20 protein-coding genes are annotated in these 21651 nt (G+C 66.0%); 9 read left to right on the top strand and 11 right to left on the bottom strand.

All coding sequences use genetic code 11. The annotated features are described in order from the left end of the window. Positions 1-64 precede the first annotated feature (64 nt). The 3 genes from HZ989_RS02290 to HZ989_RS02300 are packed head-to-tail and all read right to left on the bottom strand — an operon-like array spanning position 65 to position 2744. Complete coding sequence (locus tag HZ989_RS02290; protein ID WP_209322035.1) at positions 65-649, bottom strand: GNAT family N-acetyltransferase; 585 nt, start codon at positions 647-649, stop codon at positions 65-67. Further along, positions 646-1578 (bottom strand): Gfo/Idh/MocA family protein, encoded by a 933-nt coding sequence (locus HZ989_RS02295; protein WP_209322036.1) that lies wholly within the window; start codon positions 1576-1578, stop codon positions 646-648. The genes HZ989_RS02290 and HZ989_RS02295 overlap by 4 nt, the downstream gene beginning before the upstream one ends. A gap of 5 nt (positions 1579-1583) precedes the next feature. Further along, complete coding sequence (locus tag HZ989_RS02300; RefSeq protein ID WP_209322037.1) at positions 1584-2744, bottom strand: DegT/DnrJ/EryC1/StrS aminotransferase family protein; 1161 nt, start codon at positions 2742-2744, stop codon at positions 1584-1586. Positions 2745-2900: 156 nt separating this feature from the next. Between HZ989_RS02300 and HZ989_RS02305 the strand changes: the two genes are divergently transcribed. Together HZ989_RS02305 and HZ989_RS02310 are read left to right on the top strand one after the other, a co-directional pair. Then, entirely contained in the window at positions 2901-3422 is a 522-nt protein-coding gene (locus HZ989_RS02305; protein ID WP_209322038.1) for an HAD-IIIA family hydrolase, read from the top strand. A 69-nt stretch (positions 3423-3491) separates the two neighbouring features. Beyond that, positions 3492-4373, top strand: coding sequence for an alpha/beta fold hydrolase (locus tag HZ989_RS02310; protein WP_209322039.1), 882 nt, complete (start codon positions 3492-3494; stop codon positions 4371-4373). An 8-nt stretch (positions 4374-4381) separates the two neighbouring features. Here HZ989_RS02310 and HZ989_RS02315 read toward each other — a convergent pair whose 3' ends face one another. After that, positions 4382-4606, bottom strand: a complete 225-nt coding sequence (locus tag HZ989_RS02315) for an alkylphosphonate utilization protein (RefSeq protein WP_209322040.1) — start codon at positions 4604-4606, stop codon at positions 4382-4384. Between the two features lie 9 nt (positions 4607-4615). Further along, positions 4616-6667, bottom strand: a complete 2052-nt coding sequence (locus tag HZ989_RS02320) for an NAD(+) synthase (protein WP_209322041.1) — start codon at positions 6665-6667, stop codon at positions 4616-4618. A gap of 180 nt (positions 6668-6847) precedes the next feature. Here HZ989_RS02320 and ftsY point away from each other — a divergent pair, with 180 nt between their 5' ends. Both ftsY and HZ989_RS02330 read left to right on the top strand, forming a co-directional pair. Beyond that, positions 6848-7786: a signal recognition particle-docking protein FtsY gene (ftsY, locus tag HZ989_RS02325; RefSeq protein WP_209322042.1), complete on the top strand. Its 939-nt coding sequence runs from the start codon at positions 6848-6850 to the stop codon at positions 7784-7786. After that, complete coding sequence (locus HZ989_RS02330) at positions 7787-8482, top strand: inner membrane-spanning protein YciB (protein WP_209322043.1); 696 nt, start codon at positions 7787-7789, stop codon at positions 8480-8482. It abuts the gene before it with no gap. Here the strand turns inward: HZ989_RS02330 and HZ989_RS02335 are convergent. Next, on the bottom strand, positions 8479-9750 hold the full coding sequence (locus tag HZ989_RS02335; RefSeq protein ID WP_209322044.1) for a glycosyltransferase family 1 protein: 1272 nt from the start codon (positions 9748-9750) through the stop codon (positions 8479-8481). The genes HZ989_RS02330 and HZ989_RS02335 overlap by 4 nt on opposite strands. A 152-nt stretch (positions 9751-9902) precedes the next feature. Further along, positions 9903-12116, bottom strand: a complete 2214-nt coding sequence (locus HZ989_RS02340; RefSeq protein WP_209322045.1) for an AGE family epimerase/isomerase — start codon at positions 12114-12116, stop codon at positions 9903-9905. Positions 12117-12442: 326 nt separating this feature from the next. Here HZ989_RS02340 and metK point away from each other — a divergent pair, with 326 nt between their 5' ends. The 4 genes from metK (at position 12443) to trmB (ending at position 15435) form a co-directional block, all read left to right on the top strand. Then, a complete protein-coding gene (gene metK, locus HZ989_RS02345) occupies positions 12443-13642 on the top strand; it encodes a methionine adenosyltransferase (RefSeq protein WP_209322046.1) in 1200 nt (399 codons plus the stop codon). A 99-nt stretch (positions 13643-13741) separates the two neighbouring features. After that, positions 13742-14107, top strand: a complete 366-nt coding sequence (locus tag HZ989_RS02350; protein WP_209322047.1) for a hypothetical protein — start codon at positions 13742-13744, stop codon at positions 14105-14107. A gap of 167 nt (positions 14108-14274) precedes the next feature. Continuing rightward, entirely contained in the window at positions 14275-14634 is a 360-nt protein-coding gene (locus HZ989_RS02355; protein WP_209322048.1) for a hypothetical protein, read from the top strand. Positions 14635-14712: 78 nt separating this feature from the next. Next, complete coding sequence (gene trmB / locus HZ989_RS02360) at positions 14713-15435, top strand: tRNA (guanosine(46)-N7)-methyltransferase TrmB (RefSeq protein WP_209322049.1); 723 nt, start codon at positions 14713-14715, stop codon at positions 15433-15435. 65 nt (positions 15436-15500) lie between these two features. On the opposite strand, the gene dapB is transcribed toward trmB, so the two are convergent. The 3 genes from dapB to dnaK form a co-directional block, all read right to left on the bottom strand. Beyond that, the gene (gene dapB, locus HZ989_RS02365) at positions 15501-16250 is read right to left on the bottom strand and encodes a 4-hydroxy-tetrahydrodipicolinate reductase (RefSeq protein WP_209322050.1); all 750 of its coding nucleotides are present in this window, start codon (positions 16248-16250) and stop codon (positions 15501-15503) included. 10 nt (positions 16251-16260) lie between these two features. Continuing rightward, on the bottom strand, positions 16261-17436 hold the full coding sequence (dnaJ, locus tag HZ989_RS02370) for a molecular chaperone DnaJ (protein WP_209322051.1): 1176 nt from the start codon (positions 17434-17436) through the stop codon (positions 16261-16263). A 230-nt stretch (positions 17437-17666) separates the two neighbouring features. Next, on the bottom strand, positions 17667-19568 hold the full coding sequence (gene dnaK / locus HZ989_RS02375; protein ID WP_209322052.1) for a molecular chaperone DnaK: 1902 nt from the start codon (positions 19566-19568) through the stop codon (positions 17667-17669). 369 nt (positions 19569-19937) lie between these two features. Here dnaK and HZ989_RS02380 point away from each other — a divergent pair, with 369 nt between their 5' ends. Then, positions 19938-20327: a hypothetical protein gene (locus HZ989_RS02380; RefSeq protein WP_209322053.1), complete on the top strand. Its 390-nt coding sequence runs from the start codon at positions 19938-19940 to the stop codon at positions 20325-20327. 35 nt (positions 20328-20362) lie between these two features. Here HZ989_RS02380 and HZ989_RS02385 read toward each other — a convergent pair whose 3' ends face one another. Next, positions 20363-21616 carry a UbiH/UbiF/VisC/COQ6 family ubiquinone biosynthesis hydroxylase gene (locus HZ989_RS02385; protein WP_209322054.1) on the bottom strand — a complete coding sequence of 418 codons (1254 nt, stop codon included), beginning with the start codon at positions 21614-21616 and terminating at the stop codon, positions 20363-20365. Positions 21617-21651: the final 35 nt, after the last annotated feature.

Below are 21651 nucleotides of genomic sequence, written 5' to 3' on the forward strand. Positions count from 1 at the left end.
ACGCGACAGGGCCCACGGCCGGGCGCGGCACCCCCGGGCCCGGCCGCCATCGACGGACTGAGCATCATCCGAAGGCGGCCAGCCGATCGTCCAGCCGCGCCCGGAGGGTCGGCCATTCCTCGCAGAGGATCGAATAGATCACGGAGCTGCGGATACGCCCGGTCCAGGTGACCTTGTCGTTGCGCATCACGCCCTCGCGCACCGCGCCCAGTTTGGCCATCGCCGCCTGGCTGCGCTGGTTGATCTGATCCACCTGGAAGACGACGCGCTGGGCACCACAGCCGAAGGCATGGTCCAGCAGGAGTCGTTTCGTGGCCGGATTGACCACCCCGCCACGCGCGGATGGTCGATAGTAGGTCGTGCCGATCTCGACCGCGCGATTGGCGGGCTGGATGTCGATGAAGGTGCTCAGGCCGACGACCTCGCCCTCATGGATCACGGCGAAGGGGATGCGCGTTCCGACTGCTTGCTGATCGCGCATCGCCTGCCAGCCCGCATCGAACCGATCCCCGCCCAGCGAGGTGTAGTAGAAGGTCGGCCACAGGTCCGGGTCGGCGTCGCAGGCCAACCGCAGCGGTTCCCTGTGATGGTCCTCGAATGGTTCCAGCCGGACGAACCGGTTCTCGAGCACCGTCGATCCGAGGTTCATTCCCCCAGGCACCTCAGCGCCACTTCGAGGTTGCGCAGGCCGTCCTCGCCGGTGACGGCCGGGGCCTCGCCGGTGCGGATGGCGTGGGCGAAGCTCTCCAGCTCCTTCTTCAGCGGCTCGTTCGGCCAGCTGTTCACCGCCCGGGTCTGGTAGCTGCCGTCCGGCTGCTGGCCGAAATATTCGGTCACCTGGCGGGTCATCAGGTCGGCGACGACGAACTTGCCCTGGGTCGCGACCTGCAGCGTGCGGACCTTGTAGGGCGTGACCCAGTTGGTGGTGATGTGGGCGATCACCCCATTGTCCATGCGGAACTGGAGCAGGGCCGTGTCCTCGCGCTCGGCGCGGGTGCGGGCCAGCTGCGGCTGGACCTCGGCGACCTCGGAGCCCGTCAGGTGGCGGATGATGTCGATGTCGTGCACGGCCAGGTCGATGACCACGCCGACTTCACCCATGCGCGGCGGGAAGGGGCCGACGCGCGTGATCTGGATGGAGATCACCTTCTCGTCGGCGATGGCGCGCCTGACCGCCTCGACCGCCGGATTGAACCGCTCGACCTGACCGACCATCAGCACGCGGTCGTTCGCCCTCGCCGCGTCGATCATGCGCCGGGCATCGGCCACGGACGCCGCGATCGGCTTCTCCACAAGGACGTGGACGCCCTTTTCCAGCAGGGCGACCGACAGGTCGGCATGGGTGCGGTTGGGGGTGGAGACCACGGCCGCGTCCAGCCCGGCGTCGACGAAGGCCTGGGCCGTCGTGACGGGGGTCGCGCCATACAGCCCGGCGACGCCCTCCGCCGTCAGCGCGTCCATATCGAAGATGGTGGTGACGTCGAAGTCGCGGATATCGGACAGGACCCGCGCATGGTTCCGGCCCATGACGCCGACGCCGGCGACGCCGACCTTCAGGGGGATGGGATGGTTCGGCATGAGGCTCAACCCTTGTAGCTGGCGACGGCGGCGACGATCCGGTCCTGGGTCGCCTCGTCGAGGTCGGAATGCATCGGCAGGCTGATGACCGTTTCCTTTTTGGCCTCGGTCACGGGCAGACCCTGCGGCCCGCGCGGATGATGCTCATAGGCCGGCTGCAGATGGCACGGGATGGGATAGTAGACCGCGGAGGGCACGCCCTGGTCCTTCAGGTGGGCGGCCAGGCCGTCCCGGTCCGGATGCTCGATCGTGTACTGGGCCCAGTTGGAGACGTTGCCGGCCGGCACGAAGGGCACGGCGGTGACATGGGGGGCCAGCATTTCGTTGTAGCGGGCGGCGATACCGTTCCGCCACACGATCTCTTCGGGGAAGGCCTTCAGCTTTTCGATCAGGACAGCGGCCTGGACCGTGTCCAGCCGAGAGTTCATGCCGACCCGCATGTTCAGATATTTGGTGTCGTGCGCGAAGGTCCGGCCCACCAGGTCCTTGGCCACCGCCTTGCCGTGCACCCGGTAGGAATCCATCTCCTGGGCCAGGTCGTCGTCGTCGGTCAGCACCGCCCCACCATCGCCGTAGCAGCCCAGCGGCTTGGCCGGAAAGAAGCTGGCGGTCGTCACATCGGCCCATTTCAGCGGATGGTCGCCGTTGATCGTGCAGCCGAAGCCTTGGGCCGAATCCGAGATCAGCTTCAGACCGTGTCTGTCGCAGATCGCCCGGATCGCCGGATAGTCGGCCGGCTGGCCGAACAGGTCGACGGCGATGACGACCTTTGGTCGCAGCTTCCCTTCGGCGATCGTCGCCTCGATGGCGGCCTCCAGATGGCCGGGGTCCATGTTGTAGGTTCTGGCGTCGATGTCGATGAAGACCGGCGTCGCGCCCAGCCAGGGCACGACCTCGGCGGTGGCGCAGAAGGTGAAGCTGGGCACGAACACCGCGTCGCCCGGCCGGATGTTCCAGGCCATCAGCGGCAGGACCAAGGCCTCGGTCCCGTTGGCGCAGCCCAGGGCGTGTTTCGCCTGGCCAAAGGTCGCCAGCGCCGCTTCGAACTCGCGCACGGGCGGACCCATGACATAGGCCCCGCTCTCGACGGCGGCCATCATGGCGGCCTCGATCCTGCCGCCCAGACGGCGGCGCTGGGCCTGAAGGTCGATGAAGGCGATGCTCATGGGGGTTGCCTCTTTGCGGACGGCCCGGCCGTCGAAGGTGGGCGCGGTCTAGCCCGTGTCGGTCCCGAACGCCAAACACGCCCGGGTCACTTCGCGTTGCGCCTTGCAACGGTCGCTTCTATCCAGTGGCCCGTCAGCACCCGGAGCCGCCTCGCCTTGACCGAACCCCAACCCGGCACCCCCGCGGTCTTTCTGGACCGCGACGGCGTCCTGATCGAGGACAGTGGCTATCCGCATCTGGACGAGCATCTGGTGCTGATCCCCGGCGCCGCCGAGGCGGTACGTCGGCTGAACGGCCTGGGCTATATGGTGGTGATCGTGACCAACCAGTCCGGCGTCGCGCGCGGCCTGTTCGACGAGGCCCGGATGAACCGGTTCAACGACCAGCTCGTGCGGTCTCTGGCCGGCAAGGGGGCCCGGATCGGCGCCGTCTATGCCTGCCCGTTCCATGCGGAGGCGCAGGATCCCCGCTACCGGCATCCGGATCACCCGGACCGCAAGCCCAATCCCGGCATGATCCTGCGCGCGATCGCCGATCACCCTATCGATCCGACGCGGTCATTCCTGATCGGAGACCGACAGAGCGACCTGGAGGCAGCTCGCCGGGCCGGTGTGCCGGGCTTTCTGTTCGAGGGCGGCAATCTGGATCAATTCGTCCGCGATCTGCTGGGCGGCTGATCGCATTTCCACGTGCGATGAAATACTGTGGGCCCGACGCGGGGGCGTCGCTGTCAGGGAGACGAACCGATGCCCGATCCGACCGGCTTTTCCGAACGTCACTGGACCTCATCCGACGGGCTCAGCCTGTTCGCGCGCGACTATCCGGGTGCCGATGGTCCGGCCAGGCTGCCGGTGATCGCCATCCACGGCCTGACCCGCAACAGTGCCGATTTCGACGCCATCGCGCCCCTGATCGCGCGGGGCGGGCGACGGGTTCTGGCGCTGGACGTGCGGGGACGGGGGCGCTCGGACCGCGCCACCGATCCCATGACCTATCAGCCGCCGATCTATGCGAACGATGTGCTGGCCCTGCTCGAACAGGCAGGTCTCGAGCGCGCCGTCTTCCTGGGCACCTCCATGGGCGGGCTGATCACCATGACGCTGGCCGCGATGAAGACCCGCGTGGTCGCCGCCGCCATCCTCAACGACATCGGCCCCCAGGTGTCGCCCGAAGGTCTGGCCCGGATCGCCGCCTATTCCGGCCAGCCGGTCGAGACCCCGACCTGGGCCGCCGCCGCCGCCTATGCGAAGCGGATCAACGCCGTCGCCCTGCCGCACTACAGCGACGCCGACTGGGACGCCTTCGCGCGAAGGACGTTCCGCGAGGGGACCGAAGGGTCGCCGGTCCTCGACTACGATCCCGACATCGCCGCACCGATCCGGGCGGCGGGCGCCAGGGCCCTGGCCCCGAACCTGTGGCCCTATTTCCGACGGCTGGCCAGGAAGCGTCCCACCTTGCTGATCAGGGGGGCGACCTCGGACCTGCTGGGAGCCGACATCGCGGCCCGCATGCAGAAGGCCGCGCCGGACATGGCCTATGCCGAGGTTCCCGGCGTCGGCCACGCGCCCATGCTGGACGAACCCGAGGCCATGTCCGCGATCTTCGAATTCCTGCGGGATATTCCCTGAGGTCTGTCTCAGGCCTTCCGGACGAAGTCGGTTTTCAGCACCAGCCCGCGCACCTTCTCGACATTGGCCTCGATCTCGTCGGTGTCGTCGGTCAGGCGGATGTTCCGGACCATCGTGCCTCGCTTGAGCGTCACCCCGCCCGAGCCCTTGACCTTCAGGTCCTTGATCAGGGTCACGCTGTCGCCGTCGGACAGGATGTTGCCGTTGGAATCCTTGGTGGGGGCGTCGGTCATGCTCGCCTCCTAGGCCTCCGGCACATGAGCGTCCAGCTCGTCCAGCCAGACCCGCGCGTTCCCGTCCGACGGCGCGCGCCAGTCGCCGCGAGGCGACAGGGAGCCGCCGGTGACGACCTTGGGGCCGTTGGGCAGGGCCGAGCGCTTGAACTGGCTGGTCTGGAAGAAGCGGATCAGGAATTTGCGCAGCCAGGCCTTGATGGTCGGCAGGTCACAGGCGAACCGTTCGGCATCGGGCGTGTTCGCGGGCCAGTGCCCGCGCGAAGCATCCCCCCAGGCCTGATGGGCCAGGAAGGCGACCTTCGACGGGCTCGTGCCGAAGCGGGTGATGTGGAACAGGAAGAAGTCGTTCAGCGCATAGGGGCCGACCGTGGCCTCCGTCGACTGGATCTGCCCGTCCGCGGCCGCCGGGACCAGTTCGGGCGAGATCTCCGTGTCCAGAATGGCATTCAGGACGTCGGAGGCCCCGCCCTCGGGTTCGCGTTCGGCGACCCAGCGGATCAGGTGCCGGATCAGGGTCTTCGCCACGCCGCCGTTGACATTGTAGTGGCTCATATGGTCGCCGACGCCATAGGTGGCCCAGCCCAGGGCCAGTTCCGACAGGTCGCCGGTCCCCAGCACGAAGGCCCGGTTCTGGTTGGCCAGCCGGAACAGATAGTCGGTCCTCAGCCCCGCCTGGACGTTCTCGAAGGTGATATCGTGGACGGGCTGGCCATCCGCATAGGGATGGTGGATGTCGGCCAGCAGCCGCTCCGCAGCGGGGCGGATATCGATCTCCTCGCCCGTGACACCGAGCGCCGTCATCAGGGCCCAGGCATTGGACTTCGTCCCCTCCGAGGTGGCGAAGCCGGGCAGGGTGAAGCCCAGGATGTTGGTCCGGGGCAGCTTCAGCCGGTCGAAGGCGCGACAGGCGACCAGCAGGGCCTGGGTCGAATCCAGACCGCCCGACACGCCGATGCAGAGCTTTTCCGCTCCGGTGGCCGTCATCCGCCGCATCAGGCCCTGGACCTGGATGTTGAAGGCCTCGAAACAGTCCTGGTCCAGACGCGCGGGATCGTCGGGGACGAAGGGGAAGCGGTCCAGCGGGCGGCGTAGTCCTCCTCCGCCGGGGGAGGGATGGGTCCGGAAGCCCAGCCGGATACAGCCCTCCTCATCCAGCTCCCGCCGCGCGCAATCGGCGAAGGTGCCGTTGCGCAGCCGGTCCTGGCCGATCCGCGCGATGTCGACGTCGGCGATGGTCAGGTGGCTTTCCAGTGCGAACCGTTCGCCGGACGCCAGTTTCGCCCCCAGTTCGTGGATCGTCGCCTGGCCGTCCCAGGCCAGGTCGGTGGTGCTCTCGCCCCAGCCGGAGGCGGTGAAGACATAGGCCGACAGGGTCCGCGCCGACTGGCTGGAACACAGCATGGCCCGCTCGTCCGCCTTGCCGATGACGATGTTGGAGGCCGACAGGTTCAGCAGGATGCGCGCCCCCGCCAGCGCCTGACGCGTCGAGGGTGGCACGGGGGCCCAGAAGTCCTCGCAGATCTCGATGCCGACGACGAAGCCCGGCCGGTCGTCGGCCTCGAACAGCAGCCGGGTGCCGATCCAGCTGTCCTGACCGCCGATCCGGATCGTTTCCGCCCCGATGTCGTCGCCGGACGAGAACCAGCGCTTCTCATAGTATTCGCGGTAGTTGGGCAGATAGGTCTTGGGCACGACGCCCGTGACCTCGCCGCCCGCCAGAACGACGGCGGTGTTCAGCAGGCGATCGCCGTGCCGCACCGGCGCGCCGACCACGGCGACGAGGCCCGCCTCGCCCACCGCCCGGGCCAGTTCGCCGATCTGGCGATCGACCGCGTCCAGCAGCGCCGCCTGCATGTGCAGATCGTCGATGGCGTAGCCGCTCAGCGACAGCTCCGGGAAAACGACCAGGTCGCAACCCGCTTCGCCCGCCTGACGGATCAGGGCCGCATGTTCCTGCGCATTCGCCATCGGGTCGGCGATATGGACCACCGGCGTCGCCGCCGCGACCCGGACGAAGCCGTGGGTGCGCGGGGAGTGGAACGGGTGCGGTTCGGCCAAGGCAGATCCTCGAGATGGGTTATGCTCATATAGAGCTAAAGGGTCGGATCCCCAAACGACTCCGATCCGCCCTTCAATTCTTTCGTCATCCTCCGGCAAGCCGCGCCTTTGCGGCGTAGACCGGAGGATGACGAAAGGAAAAGATGACGCCCTTTCCCCGCCCCGCTAAAGCCCTTGCCCATGACCGACACGCCAAAGAAGGGCTGGTTCCAGCGCCTCAGCGCCGGGCTGGCCCGCTCCAGCCAGCAGATGACCGAGACGGTCGTCGGCGCCTTCGTCAGGGAGCCGCTGAGCGAGGCCGCGCTCGACCGGCTGGAAGAGCATCTGCTGGAAAGCGATCTGGGCCCCGCCGCCACCGACCGGATCGTCGCCCGCTTCCGCGAGCTGCGGTTCGGCAAGGTGTCGGACGAACGCGAGGTCAAGGAGGCCCTGGCCGAGGCGGTCGCCGCCGAACTGCTGCCGCGCCAGGCGACGTTCGATCCCCTGTCGGAAGGCATCAAGCCCTATGTCGTGCTGTTCGTCGGGGTGAACGGATCCGGCAAGACCACGACGCTCGGCAAGATCGCGGCCGACCTGACCGGCAAGGGGGCCAGGGTCATGATCGTGGCCGGCGACACCTTCCGAGCCGCCGCCCGCGAACAGCTGAAGGTCTGGGCCGAACGGGCGGGTGCCGATTTCGAGAGCCGCAGGGACGGAGCCGATCCCGCAGGGCTGGCGTTCGACGCCTATACGAAGGCGCGGGCCGGGAACTATGACGTCATCCTGATCGACACGGCCGGTCGGCTGCAGAATAAGTCCGCCCTGATGGACGAACTGCTGAAGATCGTGCGGGTGCTGAAGAAGATCGATCCGGATGCCCCGCACGAGACCCTGCTGGTGCTGGACGCCACCGTGGGCCGCAACGCCCTGGCCCAGGAACAGATCTTCGGCCGCACCGCCTTCGTGTCGGGTCTGGTCATGACCAAGCTGGACGGGACGGCACGCGGCGGGGTGCTGGTGCCCGTGGCCCAGGCGTCGGACGCCCCGATCAAGCTGATCGGGGTGGGCGAGGGGATCGATGACCTGCAACCCTTCGACGCCCGCGCCTTCTCGCGCTCGCTCGTTGGACTGGAAGACTAGATGACCGATGCACAGCCCCACCGCGCAGGCCCGCCGCCGTGGGTGCGCCAGCTGGTCGATTTCGGCGCGCTGCTGGCGTTTGGACTGACCTTTGTCGTCTTCCGGCTGCGCGGCCTGCCCGGCGACGAGGCGCTGGTGCATGCGACCTGGGGTCTGGTGGCGGGCTCGGTCGTCGCCGTGGTCGTCGGCCTGATGGTCGAGAAGCGACTGGCTCTGATGCCGCTGCTGGTCGGCGGATTCGCCCTGGTGTTCGGGGTTCTGACCCTGCTGACCAATGACGATGTCTGGGTGAAGGTGAAGGTCACGGTGCTGAACGCAGCGCTTGCCATCGCCTTGCTCGGCGGGCTGAAGCTGGGCAAGCAGCCGCTCAAGGCCCTGCTCGGCACGGTCCTGCCGATCAACGACTCGGCCTGGCGGACGCTGACGTTCCGCTACGGGCTGTACTTTCTGGCGGTCGCCATCGTCAACGAGCTGATCCGCTCAGAGACGCTCGTGGCCTGGGTTGCGGCCCGGATCGGTATGACGGGCGTCGACCCGGCGGACGTCTGGGTCAGCTTCCGGGGCGTCCTGTGGATGGCCTCGACCGCGTTCGGCCTGTCGCAGGTGCCGCTCATCATGAAGAACATGATCCCCGACACGGACAAGGACGGGCCGATAGACCCCACGGCTCCCGCCCGCCCGGACACAGCCCTCTAGATATTCAGGCCGACTTTTGCATACAGGGCGCGCAGTCGATCCTGATAGGCGGTTGCGGAAAACCTGGCGGCCTGGGTGATGCCTCGGTTCACCAGATCGTCCCTTTTGCCGACATCTTGATCCAGTATCTGGATGCCGCGCGTGATGGCAGCCGTATCGTAAGGATCCACGCTCAATGTGGCATCGCCCGAGACTTCCGGTAGAGCGCCGCCCGTTGACGTGAGAACCGCGGTTTTCAGAGCCATGGATTCCAGAACCGGTAGTCCGAAGCCCTCGTAAAGCGATGGAAACAACGTCGCCCTGGCGCCCCGTATAAGCGAAATCAGCATGGAAAAAGGTAAGTATTCGTACCGTCGGATTTTCTCTGCAGACGGGCCACCATCGCGCATGACCTGATCCAGAAGTCGCAATTCCCCATCTTCCAGCCAGGCGCGCCCGCCTACAATGACAAGAGGCGTCACGACACCCGAGGACAGATAGGCCTCTACAATCCGGCCAAGATTCTTTTTCGGTTCGATCGCGGCAAAGTGCAGAAAGTAGTCTTTCCATCCCAATTGGAAGACACCCTCAAGTTCCAGCATCACGTCGTTTTCAGGGCGTTCGGCGAGAAACTTGGGTATGTTAACGGACTGGTACGTGTTTGTTACTCGATCTTCTTCGACGCCTAGTATTCGAATGACGTCCTGTCGCGTCGTTTCGGATACGACGGCAATATGGTCGGCACGACAGGCTATGTCGCTGCATAGTTTGAGATATTTTGATTTATCGTCGGTCGTAGTATGAGGTAGGCGAATTGGAATCAAGTCATGGATCGTAAATACATTGGGAATGTTCTTTGCATATAGAGGTACAGTGGCCGTCCAGTGCATAAGATCAGGCTTCAAATCTGAATCTTCGTCAAATATCACAGGCGTATGTGTGCCGTAGGCATTGAACGCGCGGTGTGCAACACCGAACAAGTCTTCAACAGCCCAGTAACTGTCGGCATCCGGCCGGCCGCCCCCGCGTGTCGGCCAAATGACCTCGCCACTGGGGATGACAGGCCAGGCTTTGCGAGGAAAACGGCTTGAGAGCGTTTGAACGAAGCGCGCCGGCTTCCTCATCTTTCGCGGTTTTCTGTCCGAATCCGCCAATGAAGCTTCATTCAGAACGTTGCTGTCGTTTCGCGGAGCAGGAGATCCATAGATGACCTGTGGGGTGAAACCCATCTCGCGGGCGTTGATAAGCAGGTTGCGGCCATAGGTTGCGATCCCGGAGCCCTTCGCCAAGGATATGTTGAATGCGTCTATGCATAATTTGGGCATCAAACTCAGGCCTTTTCAGTCGCGGCTTGCACGACAAAACATTGAGACCCTGGCGCGAACGCGGAATGAGTCTTTATCGTCGCAGAATCGCGACCAGCTTCCCGACTTGGAAGCCATCACGCAAGCGACAGGTGATCCGGACCGACGGCTTGTGCAGCCTGTTCGGTTCGCTTCAGTTCCGTAAATGCAGCCATTATATGGTAAAACGAACTGGCCGGTGCCGGCTCGTCGATGAACGCGCCCGTCGATAGCCTTTTGTCGTGCCACAACCCATCGCTCGTGAGGTATAGAGCAAGCGCACGTTGCGCCGCAGCCGCCTGCTCCAGGAAGTCAGCGCGCGATCCATCTACCGCGCATTCGGCAAGGATGAGGGAGGCCTTCAACCATTCTGTTTGAGGCCAAAGCCGGGCTCTCGAGCTTCGTACCGACAGATCGTCATTGAGGCTGTCGCAGGCGACGCGATCCCGGTCGCCCACGCCTCTGAGGCCGGCCGCATAAAGTCGGTGTGCCGCCGCCAGGATCTTTTCGTCCTTGCGCGAGACCGCATAGCGAGCCAGCAACCACGCCCATTCGAACTGATGCCCGGGCTCCACCAACCGTCCGTCGTCGCCGTCTGCTGGGCCCCAGCTTTCGTCGAAAAACTCTCGCAGGAAGCCGCCGGCGGGATCGATGAAGGTTGACAGCGCCAGGCCGACGACGCGATCGCTCAGGGCCATCCAGCCCGCATCAGGGCGGGATTGTTCCCACTCCAGCGCCGCCTCCAGAAGGTGCATATGCGCATTGGACTGAAACGGGTGCTCGCCCGCTTCGCGCAGAGCCCCGTTCGGCAGGACGCGGACAGCAAGGGCGTCCCGAAGGTTTATGGCGCATTGGACGAGATCGGGTTCGGCGACACCAACCTTGTCAGCCATTGCCAGCGCCAGAAGTATGAAGGCCTGATCGTACAACATCGACGTGTCATCGAGTGGTTCGCCCTCTGCGCTGAGGAGCGTTCGCGCCAGGCCATCGGGCTTGATGAATTTGTCGATCAGGCATCGGGTGCCCGCCTTGACGATGTGTTGCCAGGGTCCTTCCCAACCGAGAATCCCGGCCTGGGCATAGACATAGATCTGGCGGGCCTGAACGCGCGCTCTTCGGGGGACATGGACCGGTCGGCCGGCAAGTGTCAGCGCTTCGGCGAACGACCCGTCACAGCCCATTCCGAGGGTGGCCCACGTCGGCAACGCCTTCAACCGCAACCAGTCAGCAAAGCGCCGGGCACCGTCAGCAAGGGTCTCGGGATGCGAGGGCTCGAAATCCAGGTGTCGTGCCGATGTCGCACGTATGCGCTCGACGATTCGCTTGACGTCCTGGGATCTGGAAAGAGAGCAGACAAGCACAGCATCTGGCTCAACAATGATCGCCAGATCCTGAACGCCGAGCGCGGCCACCAGAACGCCGTCCGGAGCACGGGCGAGGCAATGCTCCGAGTCCTCGAATATATGTATCCCTCTGTTTCCTTCGCCGCTGGCTGCGATTGAATCCCATGCACCAAGGTCGGACCAGGCGAAATCGACAGCGAGCACCCATGCAAGCCGCGTCTTCTCCATCACGGCGTAGTCGATCGAAATCTTCGGCGCCTTGAGGAATGCGTCGCTGAGCGTATGCGTCAGCGAGATGCCCGGGACAGGAAGCGCCGCTGTTGCTGCGGCTTCGACTGCCGGAGCATAGGCTTTCAGCTCCGCCATGAGCGTGGAAGCCTGGACAATAAAGTTACCGCTGTTCCAGAGGTAGCCTTCGTCGATGTAGATCGCAGCTGTGGCGGCGTCGGGCTTTTCGCAAAACCTGTCCACTCGGGCCAGGCCTGGTCCGGCCGGCTTGATGTAGCCATAGGCCGCTGAGGCCTCGGAGGGCTTTACCCCCAGAGTCACCATATGGCCGTCACTTGCCCTCTCAGCGGCTTCCAGGACGGCCTGGCGGAACGCCTTTGCGTCGGGGACATAATGATCGGAAGCGACGAAAGCTGTCACGCCTTCGGGATCACGCCTCGATACCCAGGCCGCTGCCGCCGCCATGGCTGCTGCCGAATCTCTGGGTTGCGGCTCAAGCAGTATGTCCGCAGACAGACCTATTTCGGCCAGCTGGTCCAGAATGGTGTCGCGGTGTGCGACACCACCAATGATCACAAGTCGACCTCCGTGGTCGGCAAGGGGCGCGACGCGTTGGGCCGTATCCTGGAAAAGCGAACGGTTACCGGCGAGCGGGATGAACTGTTTTGGCCTTGACGGCCGTGACGCCGGCCACAGGCGCGTGCCGGCACCGCCGCACATGATAACAGGATACAGGGCCATCAAAAAACTGGCTATTCCTTGTCGCCATCCCTCATGCTCGGCGTGGCGCGCCGTCGTAACACTCGCTCTTGTTGCCGTATAGACATGCTCGATGGCTTTGCGAAAAACGGCCTGTGCAACTTGCCACGACCACCAGAAACTGCGTGAGGAATGGCCGGGTCCAGGGACCTGACGCTGGCTATCACCGCCACGCACCCGGTTCCAGAACCAGAGCCGTCGTCCCTCGCCAGCTTTCGCAAGCCCGCTACAGTGCCTCCCTTGATCATATAAGCATATCTTTATATGTCTCCTCGCCACCCCGCCCTGTGGCTGCCCGGAGCATCGCCTTGTCCCGTTCTTCCTTCCTTTTCACCTCGGAAAGCGTGTCCGAGGGCCATCCCGACAAGGTCGCGGACCGCATCTCTGACACGGTCGTGGACCTGTTCCTCTCCAAGGATCCGTTCGCCCGCGTGGCGTGCGAGACCCTGACGACGACCAACCTGGTGGTGCTGGCCGGCGAGATCCGGGGCAACGGGATCATGGACACAGGCGGAAACTGGGCCCCCGGCGTCCAGGACGAGATCGAGGCCGCCGTGCGCGCCGCGGTCCGGGACATCGGCTATGAGCAGACCGGCTTCCACTGGGAGACGTTCGAGTTCATCAACCGCCTGCACGGCCAGTCGGCCGACATCGCCGTCGGGGTCGACGCGGCGGGCAACAAGGACGAGGGCGCGGGCGACCAGGGCATCATGTTCGGCTATGCCTCGAACGAGACGCCGGAGCTGATGCCGGCCACCCTTCAGTACAGCCACAATATCCTGAAGCGTCTGGCCGAGGTCCGCCACGGCGGCGACACCCGCCTGGAGCCCGACGCCAAGTCGCAGGTCACCATCCAGTACGAGGACGGCAAGCCCGTCCGCGCCACCTCCATCGTCCTGTCGACCCAGCACGCGGCCGGCCTGTCGTCCGAACAGGTCGCCGGGATCGTCAAGCCCCATATCCTGGCGGTGCTGCCCGAGGGCTTCACCGACGAGAATACCGTCTGGCACATCAATCCGACCGGCATCTTCGAGATCGGCGGGCCCGACGGCGACGCGGGCGTGACGGGCCGCAAGATCATCGTCGACACCTACGGCGGTGCGGCCCCCCACGGCGGCGGAGCCTTCTCGGGCAAGGACCCGACCAAGGTCGACCGGTCGGCCGCCTATGCCTGCCGCTACCTGGCCAAGAACGTCGTGGCGGCGGGTCTGGCGGACCGCTGCACCATCCAGATCTCCTACGCCATCGGCGTGGCCAAGCCCCAGTCGATCCACGTCGACCTGCACGGCACCGGCAAGGGCGCGATCAGTGAAGCCGTTCTGGAGGCCAATATCCTCGGCCTGATCGGCGGAGCCACGCCGCGCGCGATCCGCGAGCACCTGGGCCTGAACAAGCCGATCTACGCCCGCACCTCGGCCTATGGCCATTTCGGCCGCACACCCGACGCCGACGGCGGCTTCAGCTGGGAAAAGACCGATCTGGTCGATGCCTTGAAGGCCCTGGGCTGATCCTTCCTGACCGGCGTCGGGCGAACGCTTGACGCCGCGGGGAGCAGTGCGTCATGTCGCGCCCGGTTTCGGCCTGTCCGCAAGCATAGGAATTTGCCCATGAAGACCATGTTTCTGAGCGCTCTCGGCCTTCTGGCCGCTCTGGGGATGGCCGCCCCGGCCGCAGCCCAGGCCGACGGCGATTACTACACATTCGATCTGGTCAACCAAAGCGACTATACGATTCTGACCTTCAAGACCCGCAAGCCACCCAGCGGGACCTACAGCAATGACTGGATGCCGACGCGCGTCCTGGCACCGGACGATGATATCGCGATGCGGTTCTTCGATTCCGAGGATGCGTGCCTCTACGACGTCGAGATCACCTTCAACGACGGCGACACCTGGGAAGAGCGTCTGGACTTCTGCGACCTGGAATACGTGGTCGTGACCAACGAAGGCATTTCCGGCACCAACGGCGACTGAGCCGGCTCGGCGCGCGCGGCCCGGCCGGCCGCCGGCCCCCCGTTCGGATCCGCTGACGGTTCCTGACAAGGACCGCCGACGTCGATCGAGACTCTTGACGGAACGCCACGGCCAGCGCCTTTGTGCGGCTGATCCGGGCGACTTCCGTTCGGGCGAGGAATTCGACTATGAAAAAGATGATCGGCGCGGCCGTCTGCGCTCTGATGATGATCGCTGCCGGCGGCTCGGCCATGGCCCAGGACGGAGACGAGGACGACTACACCTTCACCCTGTACAACAACTCGTCCTCAACGATCCTGACCTTTCGCCTGGTCGCCAAGAACGACGACAGCTGGAGCGAGGACCTGATCCCGAACAACGTCATCGAGAGCGGCGACGAGCTGTACATGACGTTCAACCCGAACGAGGACGAGTGCGAATACGCCACCGCCGTGACCCTGTCCGACGGGTCCGAGTTCGCCGATGTCATCGACTACTGCGGCATCGACGGCGTCGCCGTGGATGACGACGGCATCCGCGCCTACTGATACCCACATCCCGGTTCCGTCGCGCGACGGAGCCGGGATGCTCTTCTTTCGGGCGAGATGAGGCTCTACAGAGCCCCGATGCCCGCCTCGCGCCCCCGATCCGAACAGTCCGAACCCCGCAGCCCCGACGCGCCCCTGCGCTCGTTCGGCCGCATCAGGTCGCGCGCGGTCAAGCCGCGACAGGCTGCCCTGTTGGACACCCTGATGCCCCTGATCCGCCTGCCCGATCCCTCGGCCGGGCCCATCGATGTCGCGTCCCTGATGCCGGAAGCGACCGGATGCTGGCTCGAGATCGGTTTCGGCGGCGGCGAGCATCTGGCGGCCCAGGCCGCGGCGCACCCCGACGCCCTGATGATCGGCTGCGAGCCCTTCATCAACGGCGTGGCCTCGGCCCTGCGGCACGTCGAGGAGGGCCAGCTGAAGAACGTCCGCCTGCACGACGACGACGCCCGCGCGGTGGTCGAGGCCCTGCCGGACGCCTCGCTGGACCGGATCATGATCCTGTTCCCCGACCCCTGGCACAAGGCGCGTCACAACAAGCGCCGCCTGATCCAGCCCGCCTTTGCCATCGACCTGGCGCGGGTGCTGAAGCCCGGCGGACGGCTGCGTTTCGTGACGGACTGGAAGGACTATGCCGGCTGGGCGCTGGAACGATTCCGGGCGACGCCGGGTCTGGTCTGGCTGGCCGACGAGGCGGCGGACTGGCGGATCGCTCCGGCCGACCACGTCGTGACGCGCTATGAGGAAAAACGCCTCGGCGACACCAACCCGATCTTCCTGGAGTTCGAAAAGACCCACTGACGCCGGCCATACCGCGCTCAGGCTGCGAGCCGGGCGTCAGCGCGCCGCCACCGGTGGCCCAGACATCATGCCTGCCTGAATCCCAGCACATCCTGCATGTCATACAGGCCCGGTCGGCGTGTCCGCACCCAGGCGGCGGCGGCGACCGCGCCCCTGGCGAACAGGGACCGGTCGATCGCCGAATGGCTGAGGGTCAGAATCTCGTCCTCCGAGGCGAACAACACCGTATGTTCGCCGACGATCCCGCCTGCGCGGGTGGACGAAAAACCGATCCGGCCCGTCTCACGGGCCTCGCCGACGCCGTCATAAGGTGGGCTGCGAAGGTCGTTCAGATCGCGACCACGGCCGTTGGCGGCGGCCTCTCCCAGCATCAGGGCCGTGCCGGACGGCGCGTCGACCTTGCGCCGATGATGCGCCTCGCTGATTTCGATGTCCCAGTCTCGCGCGTCGAGCCTCAGCGCGGCATGTTCCACCAGCCCGATCAGGATGTTGACGCCGAGCGAGAAATTTCCGCTGCGCACGATGGCGATTCTCTCGGCCGCCGTCGCCAGCGCCGCGTCCTGCTCGGGCGAAAAGCCGGTGGAGCCGATCACCAGGGCCGGCGCGCCGGCCCGGGCGCAGGCGGCGGCCAGGGCGACCGAGGCCTCGGCCATGGAGAAGTCGATGACGACATCGCAGCGCGACAGGTCGGGCGTCTCACCCCGGTCGAACCGCGCGGCCACCATCACGTCGCTGCGGGCATCCAGCACCAGATCGACGGCGCGCCCCATCTTGCCCCGCGCGCCCGAGATTCCGACGTGAAACAGCTCGCTCATCGGGCGGCCCTCACTGGACGTTTTCGCGCGATGTCCTGGCGTCCTCGGCCCCGAGGATGTCGGCCCAGAACCGCTTGGCCTTGCCCGCGAAGGAAGTGTTCCTGGGGTTCTGGCTGTCCCCGAACGAGGCCGCCAGTTCCTGCATCAGCTCCTTCTGGCGCGGAGTGAGATCGGTCGGGGTCTCGACGAACAGCTCGACCACCAGGTCACCGCGCTGGCGACCGTTCAGGTGCGGCATGCCCTTGCCGCGGATGCGGACCGTCTTGCCTGTCTGGGCGCCGGCCGGCACGGAGACCGGGGCCTTGCACTGACCGTCGCAGGCCTCGGACATCAGACACGGAGCCTCGATCTCGCCGCCGAGGGCCGCGACCGTCATCGACACCGGCACGGTGACCAGCAGATCCAGATTGTCGCGCTCGAACAGGTCGTGGGGCGTCACAGAGAGAAAGACGTACAGATCGCCGCGCGGTCCGCCGCGCGTGCCCGCATCGCCTTCGCCCGACAGGCGGATGCGCGAGCCGTCGTCGACCCCGGCCGGAACCTTCAGCGCCAGTTTGCGGGTCTTTCGTACCTGGCCGTGACCCTGGCAGGTCGCGCAGGGATCCACGTTCTGGCCCGAGCCACCGCAACCGGGGCAGGTCCGCTCGACCTGGAAGAAGCCGTTCGCCTGACGCACGCGGCCCGCTCCGCCACAGGTGGAGCAGGTCCTGGGCCTGGTGCCCGGCCGGGCTCCGGATCCCTCGCAGGTTTCGCAGGTGGCCGTCGTCGGCACCGCGATCTCGACGTCGGCCCCCTGATAGGCCTGCTCCAGAGTGATCTCGAGGTCGTAACGCAGGTCCGAGCCCCGTCGGGGGCCATTCGACGGACGCCGCCCGCCGAACACGTCGCCGAAGGCGTCGCCGAAAACCTGGGAGAAGATATCGTTGACGTCGTGGAAGCCCTGCTGGCCCCCGCCTCCGCCACCATTGACGCCCGCATGGCCGAACCGGTCATAGGCAGCGCGCTTCTGGTCATCCGACAGCACCGTATAGGCCTCGGAGATTTCCTTGAACCGGGCCATCGACTCTTCCGATCCGCCGTTGCGATCGGGATGGTGCTCCATGGCCAGCCTGCGATAGGCGGATTTCAGGCCGGCGGCGTCGATGGTCCGTTCGACCGACAGCACCTCGTAATAGTCACGCGCCATGCGCCAATGGTCCTTAAGCCAGCCCCGCACATTCCGTTCGCGCCTCTGATCGAAAGCGAGGGTGGAACGGTGACGCCTCAGACATGGGCACCGGGGGCGGTGATGCAAGGTTTCGGCCAGCAGCGTCGTTGGAGCGGGAGTAGAGAAAAGTGACTCTCACTTCTCCAGTGCCTCCGATCGCCAGCAAGCCCGGGTAACGCCCTCCCGGTCAGGACCGGGAGGGCCGTTCATCAGGCGCTCTTCTTCTGATCGTCGTCGCCCGAGACTTCCTCGAACTCCGCATCGACCACGCCATCATCTGCGGGGGCGGCGTCACCGCCTGAGCCCGCGTTCTGGGCGTACATCGCCTCGCCCAGCTTCATCGACGCCTGGACCAGGGTGTTGGTCTTCGTCCGGATGTCTTCCGGGTCGGTGCCGTCGCGGGCCGCCTTCAGCTCGGTCAGACCGGTCTCGATGGCCGACTTCTCGTCCGCGCCGACCTTGTCGCCGTGTTCGGCCAGGGCCTTTTCGGTCGAGTGGATCAGGCTGTCGGCCGCATTCTGGGCCTCGACCAGGTCCTTCTTCGCCTTGTCGGCCGTGGCATTGGCCTCGGCTTCCTTGACCATCTTGTCGATGTCGGCATCCGACAGGCCGCCGTTCGCCTGGATGCGGATCGACTGTTCCTTGTTCGTCGCCTTGTCCTTAGCCGAGACGTTGACGATGCCGTTGGCGTCGATATCGAAGGCCACCTCGATCTGCGGCATCCCGCGCGGCGAGGGCGGAATGCCCATCAGATCGAACTGACCCAGCATCTTGTTGCCCGAGGCCATCTCGCGCTCGCCCTGGAACACCTTGATCGTCACGGCGGGCTGGTTGTCGTCGGCGGTGGAGAACACCTGGCTCTTCTTGGTCGGGATCGTCGTATTGCGCTCGATCAGCGGGGTGAACACACCGCCCAGCGTCTCGATGCCGAGGGTCAGGGGCGTCACATCCAGCAGCAGCACGTCCTTGCGGTCGCCCGACAGCACCTGGCCCTGGATGGCAGCGCCCACGGCCACGACTTCGTCCGGGTTCACGCCCTTGTGCGGTTCCTTGCCGAAGAAGGCCTTCACGGCCTCCTGCACCTTGGGCATGCGGGTCATGCCGCCGACCAGGATCACGTCGTGGATGTCGGACACCGACACGCCAGCGTCCTTGATTGCCGTGCGGCAAGGCGCGATCGTGCGCTGGATCAGATCGTCGACCAGGGCCTCCAGCTTGGCGCGGGTCAGCTTGATGTTCAGGTGCTTGGGGCCCGAGGCATCGGCCGTGATGTAGGGCAGGTTGATGTCGGTGGAGGCCGAGTTCGACAGCTCGATCTTGGCCTTTTCGGCGGCTTCCTTCAGGCGCTGCAGGGCCAGCACGTCCTTGCGCAGGTCGACGCCCTGTTCTTTCTTGAACTCGTCGGCCAGATAGTCGGCCAGGCGCACGTCGAAGTCCTCGCCGCCCAGGAAGGTGTCCCCATTGGTCGACTTCACCTCGAAAACGCCGTCGCCGATCTCCAGGATCGAGACGTCGAAGGTGCCGCCGCCCAGGTCATAGACCGCGATCTTCTGGCCGTCATTCTTGTCGAGACCATAGGCCAGGGCCGCCGCGGTCGGCTCGTTGATGATGCGCAGGACTTCCAGGCCCGCGATCTTGCCGGCGTCCTTGGTCGCCTGACGCTGGCTGTCGTTGAAATAGGCGGGCACGGTGATGACGGCCTGGGTGACCTTTTCACCCAGATAGGCCTCGGCGGCTTCCTTCATCTTGGTCAGGGTGAAGGCCGAGATCTGTTGCGGGGAATAGTCCTTGCCGCCACGCGACCCAGGCGTCGCCGTTGTCGGCCCTTGCCACGATCTCATAGGGCACCAGTCCTTGTCCTTTTGCACGACGGGATCGTCGAACTTGCGGCCGATCAGGCGCTTGATCGCGTACAGCGTGTTCTTGGGGTTGGTCACGGCCTGGCGCTTGGCTGAGGCGCCAACGAGGATCTCGCCGTCTTCCTGGTAGGCCACGATGGAGGGAGTGGTGCGGTTGCCCTCGGCGTTCTCGATGACCTTGGGGTTCTTGCCGTCCATGACGGCCACGCACGAGTTGGTGGTGCCGAGGTCGATACCGATAATCTTGGCCATGAGCCTTATGTCTCTCCGTCTGGCGGGCGATGCGGCGGCCTTCTGGAGCCAAGCGCCGCGCGTGACCGCCCCCGTTTTGTTTGCGTCGCCCGACCGCGAGGCCGGGATCGACAGGTGGGTTCGTTTCCCGTGAAACCCCACGGGCGGCGGGGTCTCTCGGGCTGGTCGGGATATGGGAAAGTCGCCATGCCCTGCAAGGCCTTGATGCGAATCATCCCGACGCGATCGCAGAGTCAGGTCGCATCAGGTGCATTCCGCGGGCAGGATCGGCACAATGGCTACCGATCGTGGGCTCAACGCCCCCTGATCGATCTTCAGGACGCCTGCATGCCAGAGACATCACCGTCAGCGACGCGAAGGGCGAACCTGATGGCCGTCGTTCTGGCGGGTGGCCTTGCCCTCGGGATCGCGGCCAACGCCGTCGCCGCTGCGGAGCCCGTCTCGCGGACGGAGGCCCCGGCCCTGGCCCGTCCCGTCGTCCAGCAATCCCGGGACAGCTACAACCGCGAGATTCGGGTCCATAACCAGACCGGCTGGACGATGACCTATTTCTATACCGCCAGTTCCGGCACGGACGGCTGGGGCGACGACCTTCTGGGCTCCGCCACCCTGTCACCCGGCGACAGCGTGGTCGTGACGGTCGACGACGGCTCGGGGGCCTGCCGCTACGACTTCTGGGCCGAGTTTGACAATGGCGAGGCCCTGCGCCGCAGCGGCATCAACGTCTGCCAGATCGCGGACTACTATTTCACGCGCTGATGCGCTGGACCGAAGCGCCACCGCGCCGCGAGACTCTAGACAACCTCTCCCCGCAGCAATCGGGGCAGATCGCCGGTCGCGCCGCCCGCTTCGCTCATGAACGCCTTGCGCAGCGGGCTGATGCGGTTGACCGCCGCCATGCCGAGGTCGCGCGCCAGCCGGATGGGCGCGATGTCGTTGGAAAATAGCCGCACGAAGGCATCGAACCCGGCGGCCAGGGCCATGATGTCGAAGCGGCGCCAGCGGGCGTAGCGGTCCAGCACGGTTTCCGACCCGATGTCCTCGCCCAGCCGCATGGCCTCGATCAGCACCTCGGCCAGGGCAGCGGCGTCCTTCAGCCCCATGTTCAGTCCCTGACCCGCCACCGGGTGAACGCCATGCGCCGCATCGCCGATCAGGGCCGTGCGGGGCGCGGTGAGGCGCGTCGCCAGTTCCAGCGCCAGCGGATAGACGAAACGCGGACCCTCGGGCGTCGCCGTTCCCAGAAACTCGCCGAACCGCCGCATCAGGTGTGACCGGAAGGCCTCGTCGGAGGCCACCCGCAGGGCTTCGGCCGCTCGTGTCGTCTCGGTCCAGACCAGGCTGGCCCGCTGGTCCGTCAGCGGCAGGATGGCGAACGGGCCATGCGGCAGGAAGTATTCGTGGGCGACATTGCCGTGATCCCGGTCAAGCCGGACCGTGGCGACCACCCCCGACTGGCCATAGCGCCAGCCCACGGTCTCGATGCCGGCGGCGGATCGCACCAGCGACCCCCGGCCCTCCGCGCCGATCACCAGCGGGGCGGTCAGCACCGTGCCATCCGCCAGCGTCACCGTCGCGCGGGACGTGGAGGTCTCGACCGCCACCACCGAGGCCGGGGCCATCAGGTCGATGTCCGAGACGGCGACCAGCTCGGCCAGGGCGGCCCGGATCTGGCGGTTCTCGACCAGATACCCCAGCGGCTCGCCGCCGGTCGCATCGCCGACCTCCGCGGCATCGAAGCGCAGAAAGGCGGGCCAGGCGGCCTTGGACGCGGCCCCGGGCCTGCGCCCGTCGGTCACCAGAATGTGGTCCATCCGGCAGGCGTGGGGACGCAGGCGCTCACCCAGGCCCAGCACGTCCAGCATCCGGAAGGTAGACCAGGCGATGGCCGTGGATCGCCCGTCAAAGGTCGGTGCCAGCTGGGCCGGGAACGGCTGGGGATCGATCAGCGCGACCTTGAGCCCGCCCTGCGCCGCCGCCAGGGCAAAGGTCGCGCCCGCCAGGCCCGCGCCTGCGATGATGACGTCGTGGGTATGGGGTCCGCTCATGGCCGTCTTGTCGCCCCCTCGATCCGGTCCGTCCA

This window comes from Brevundimonas sp. AJA228-03 (genome assembly GCF_017795885.1).
GTDB lineage: Bacteria > Pseudomonadota > Alphaproteobacteria > Caulobacterales > Caulobacteraceae > Brevundimonas.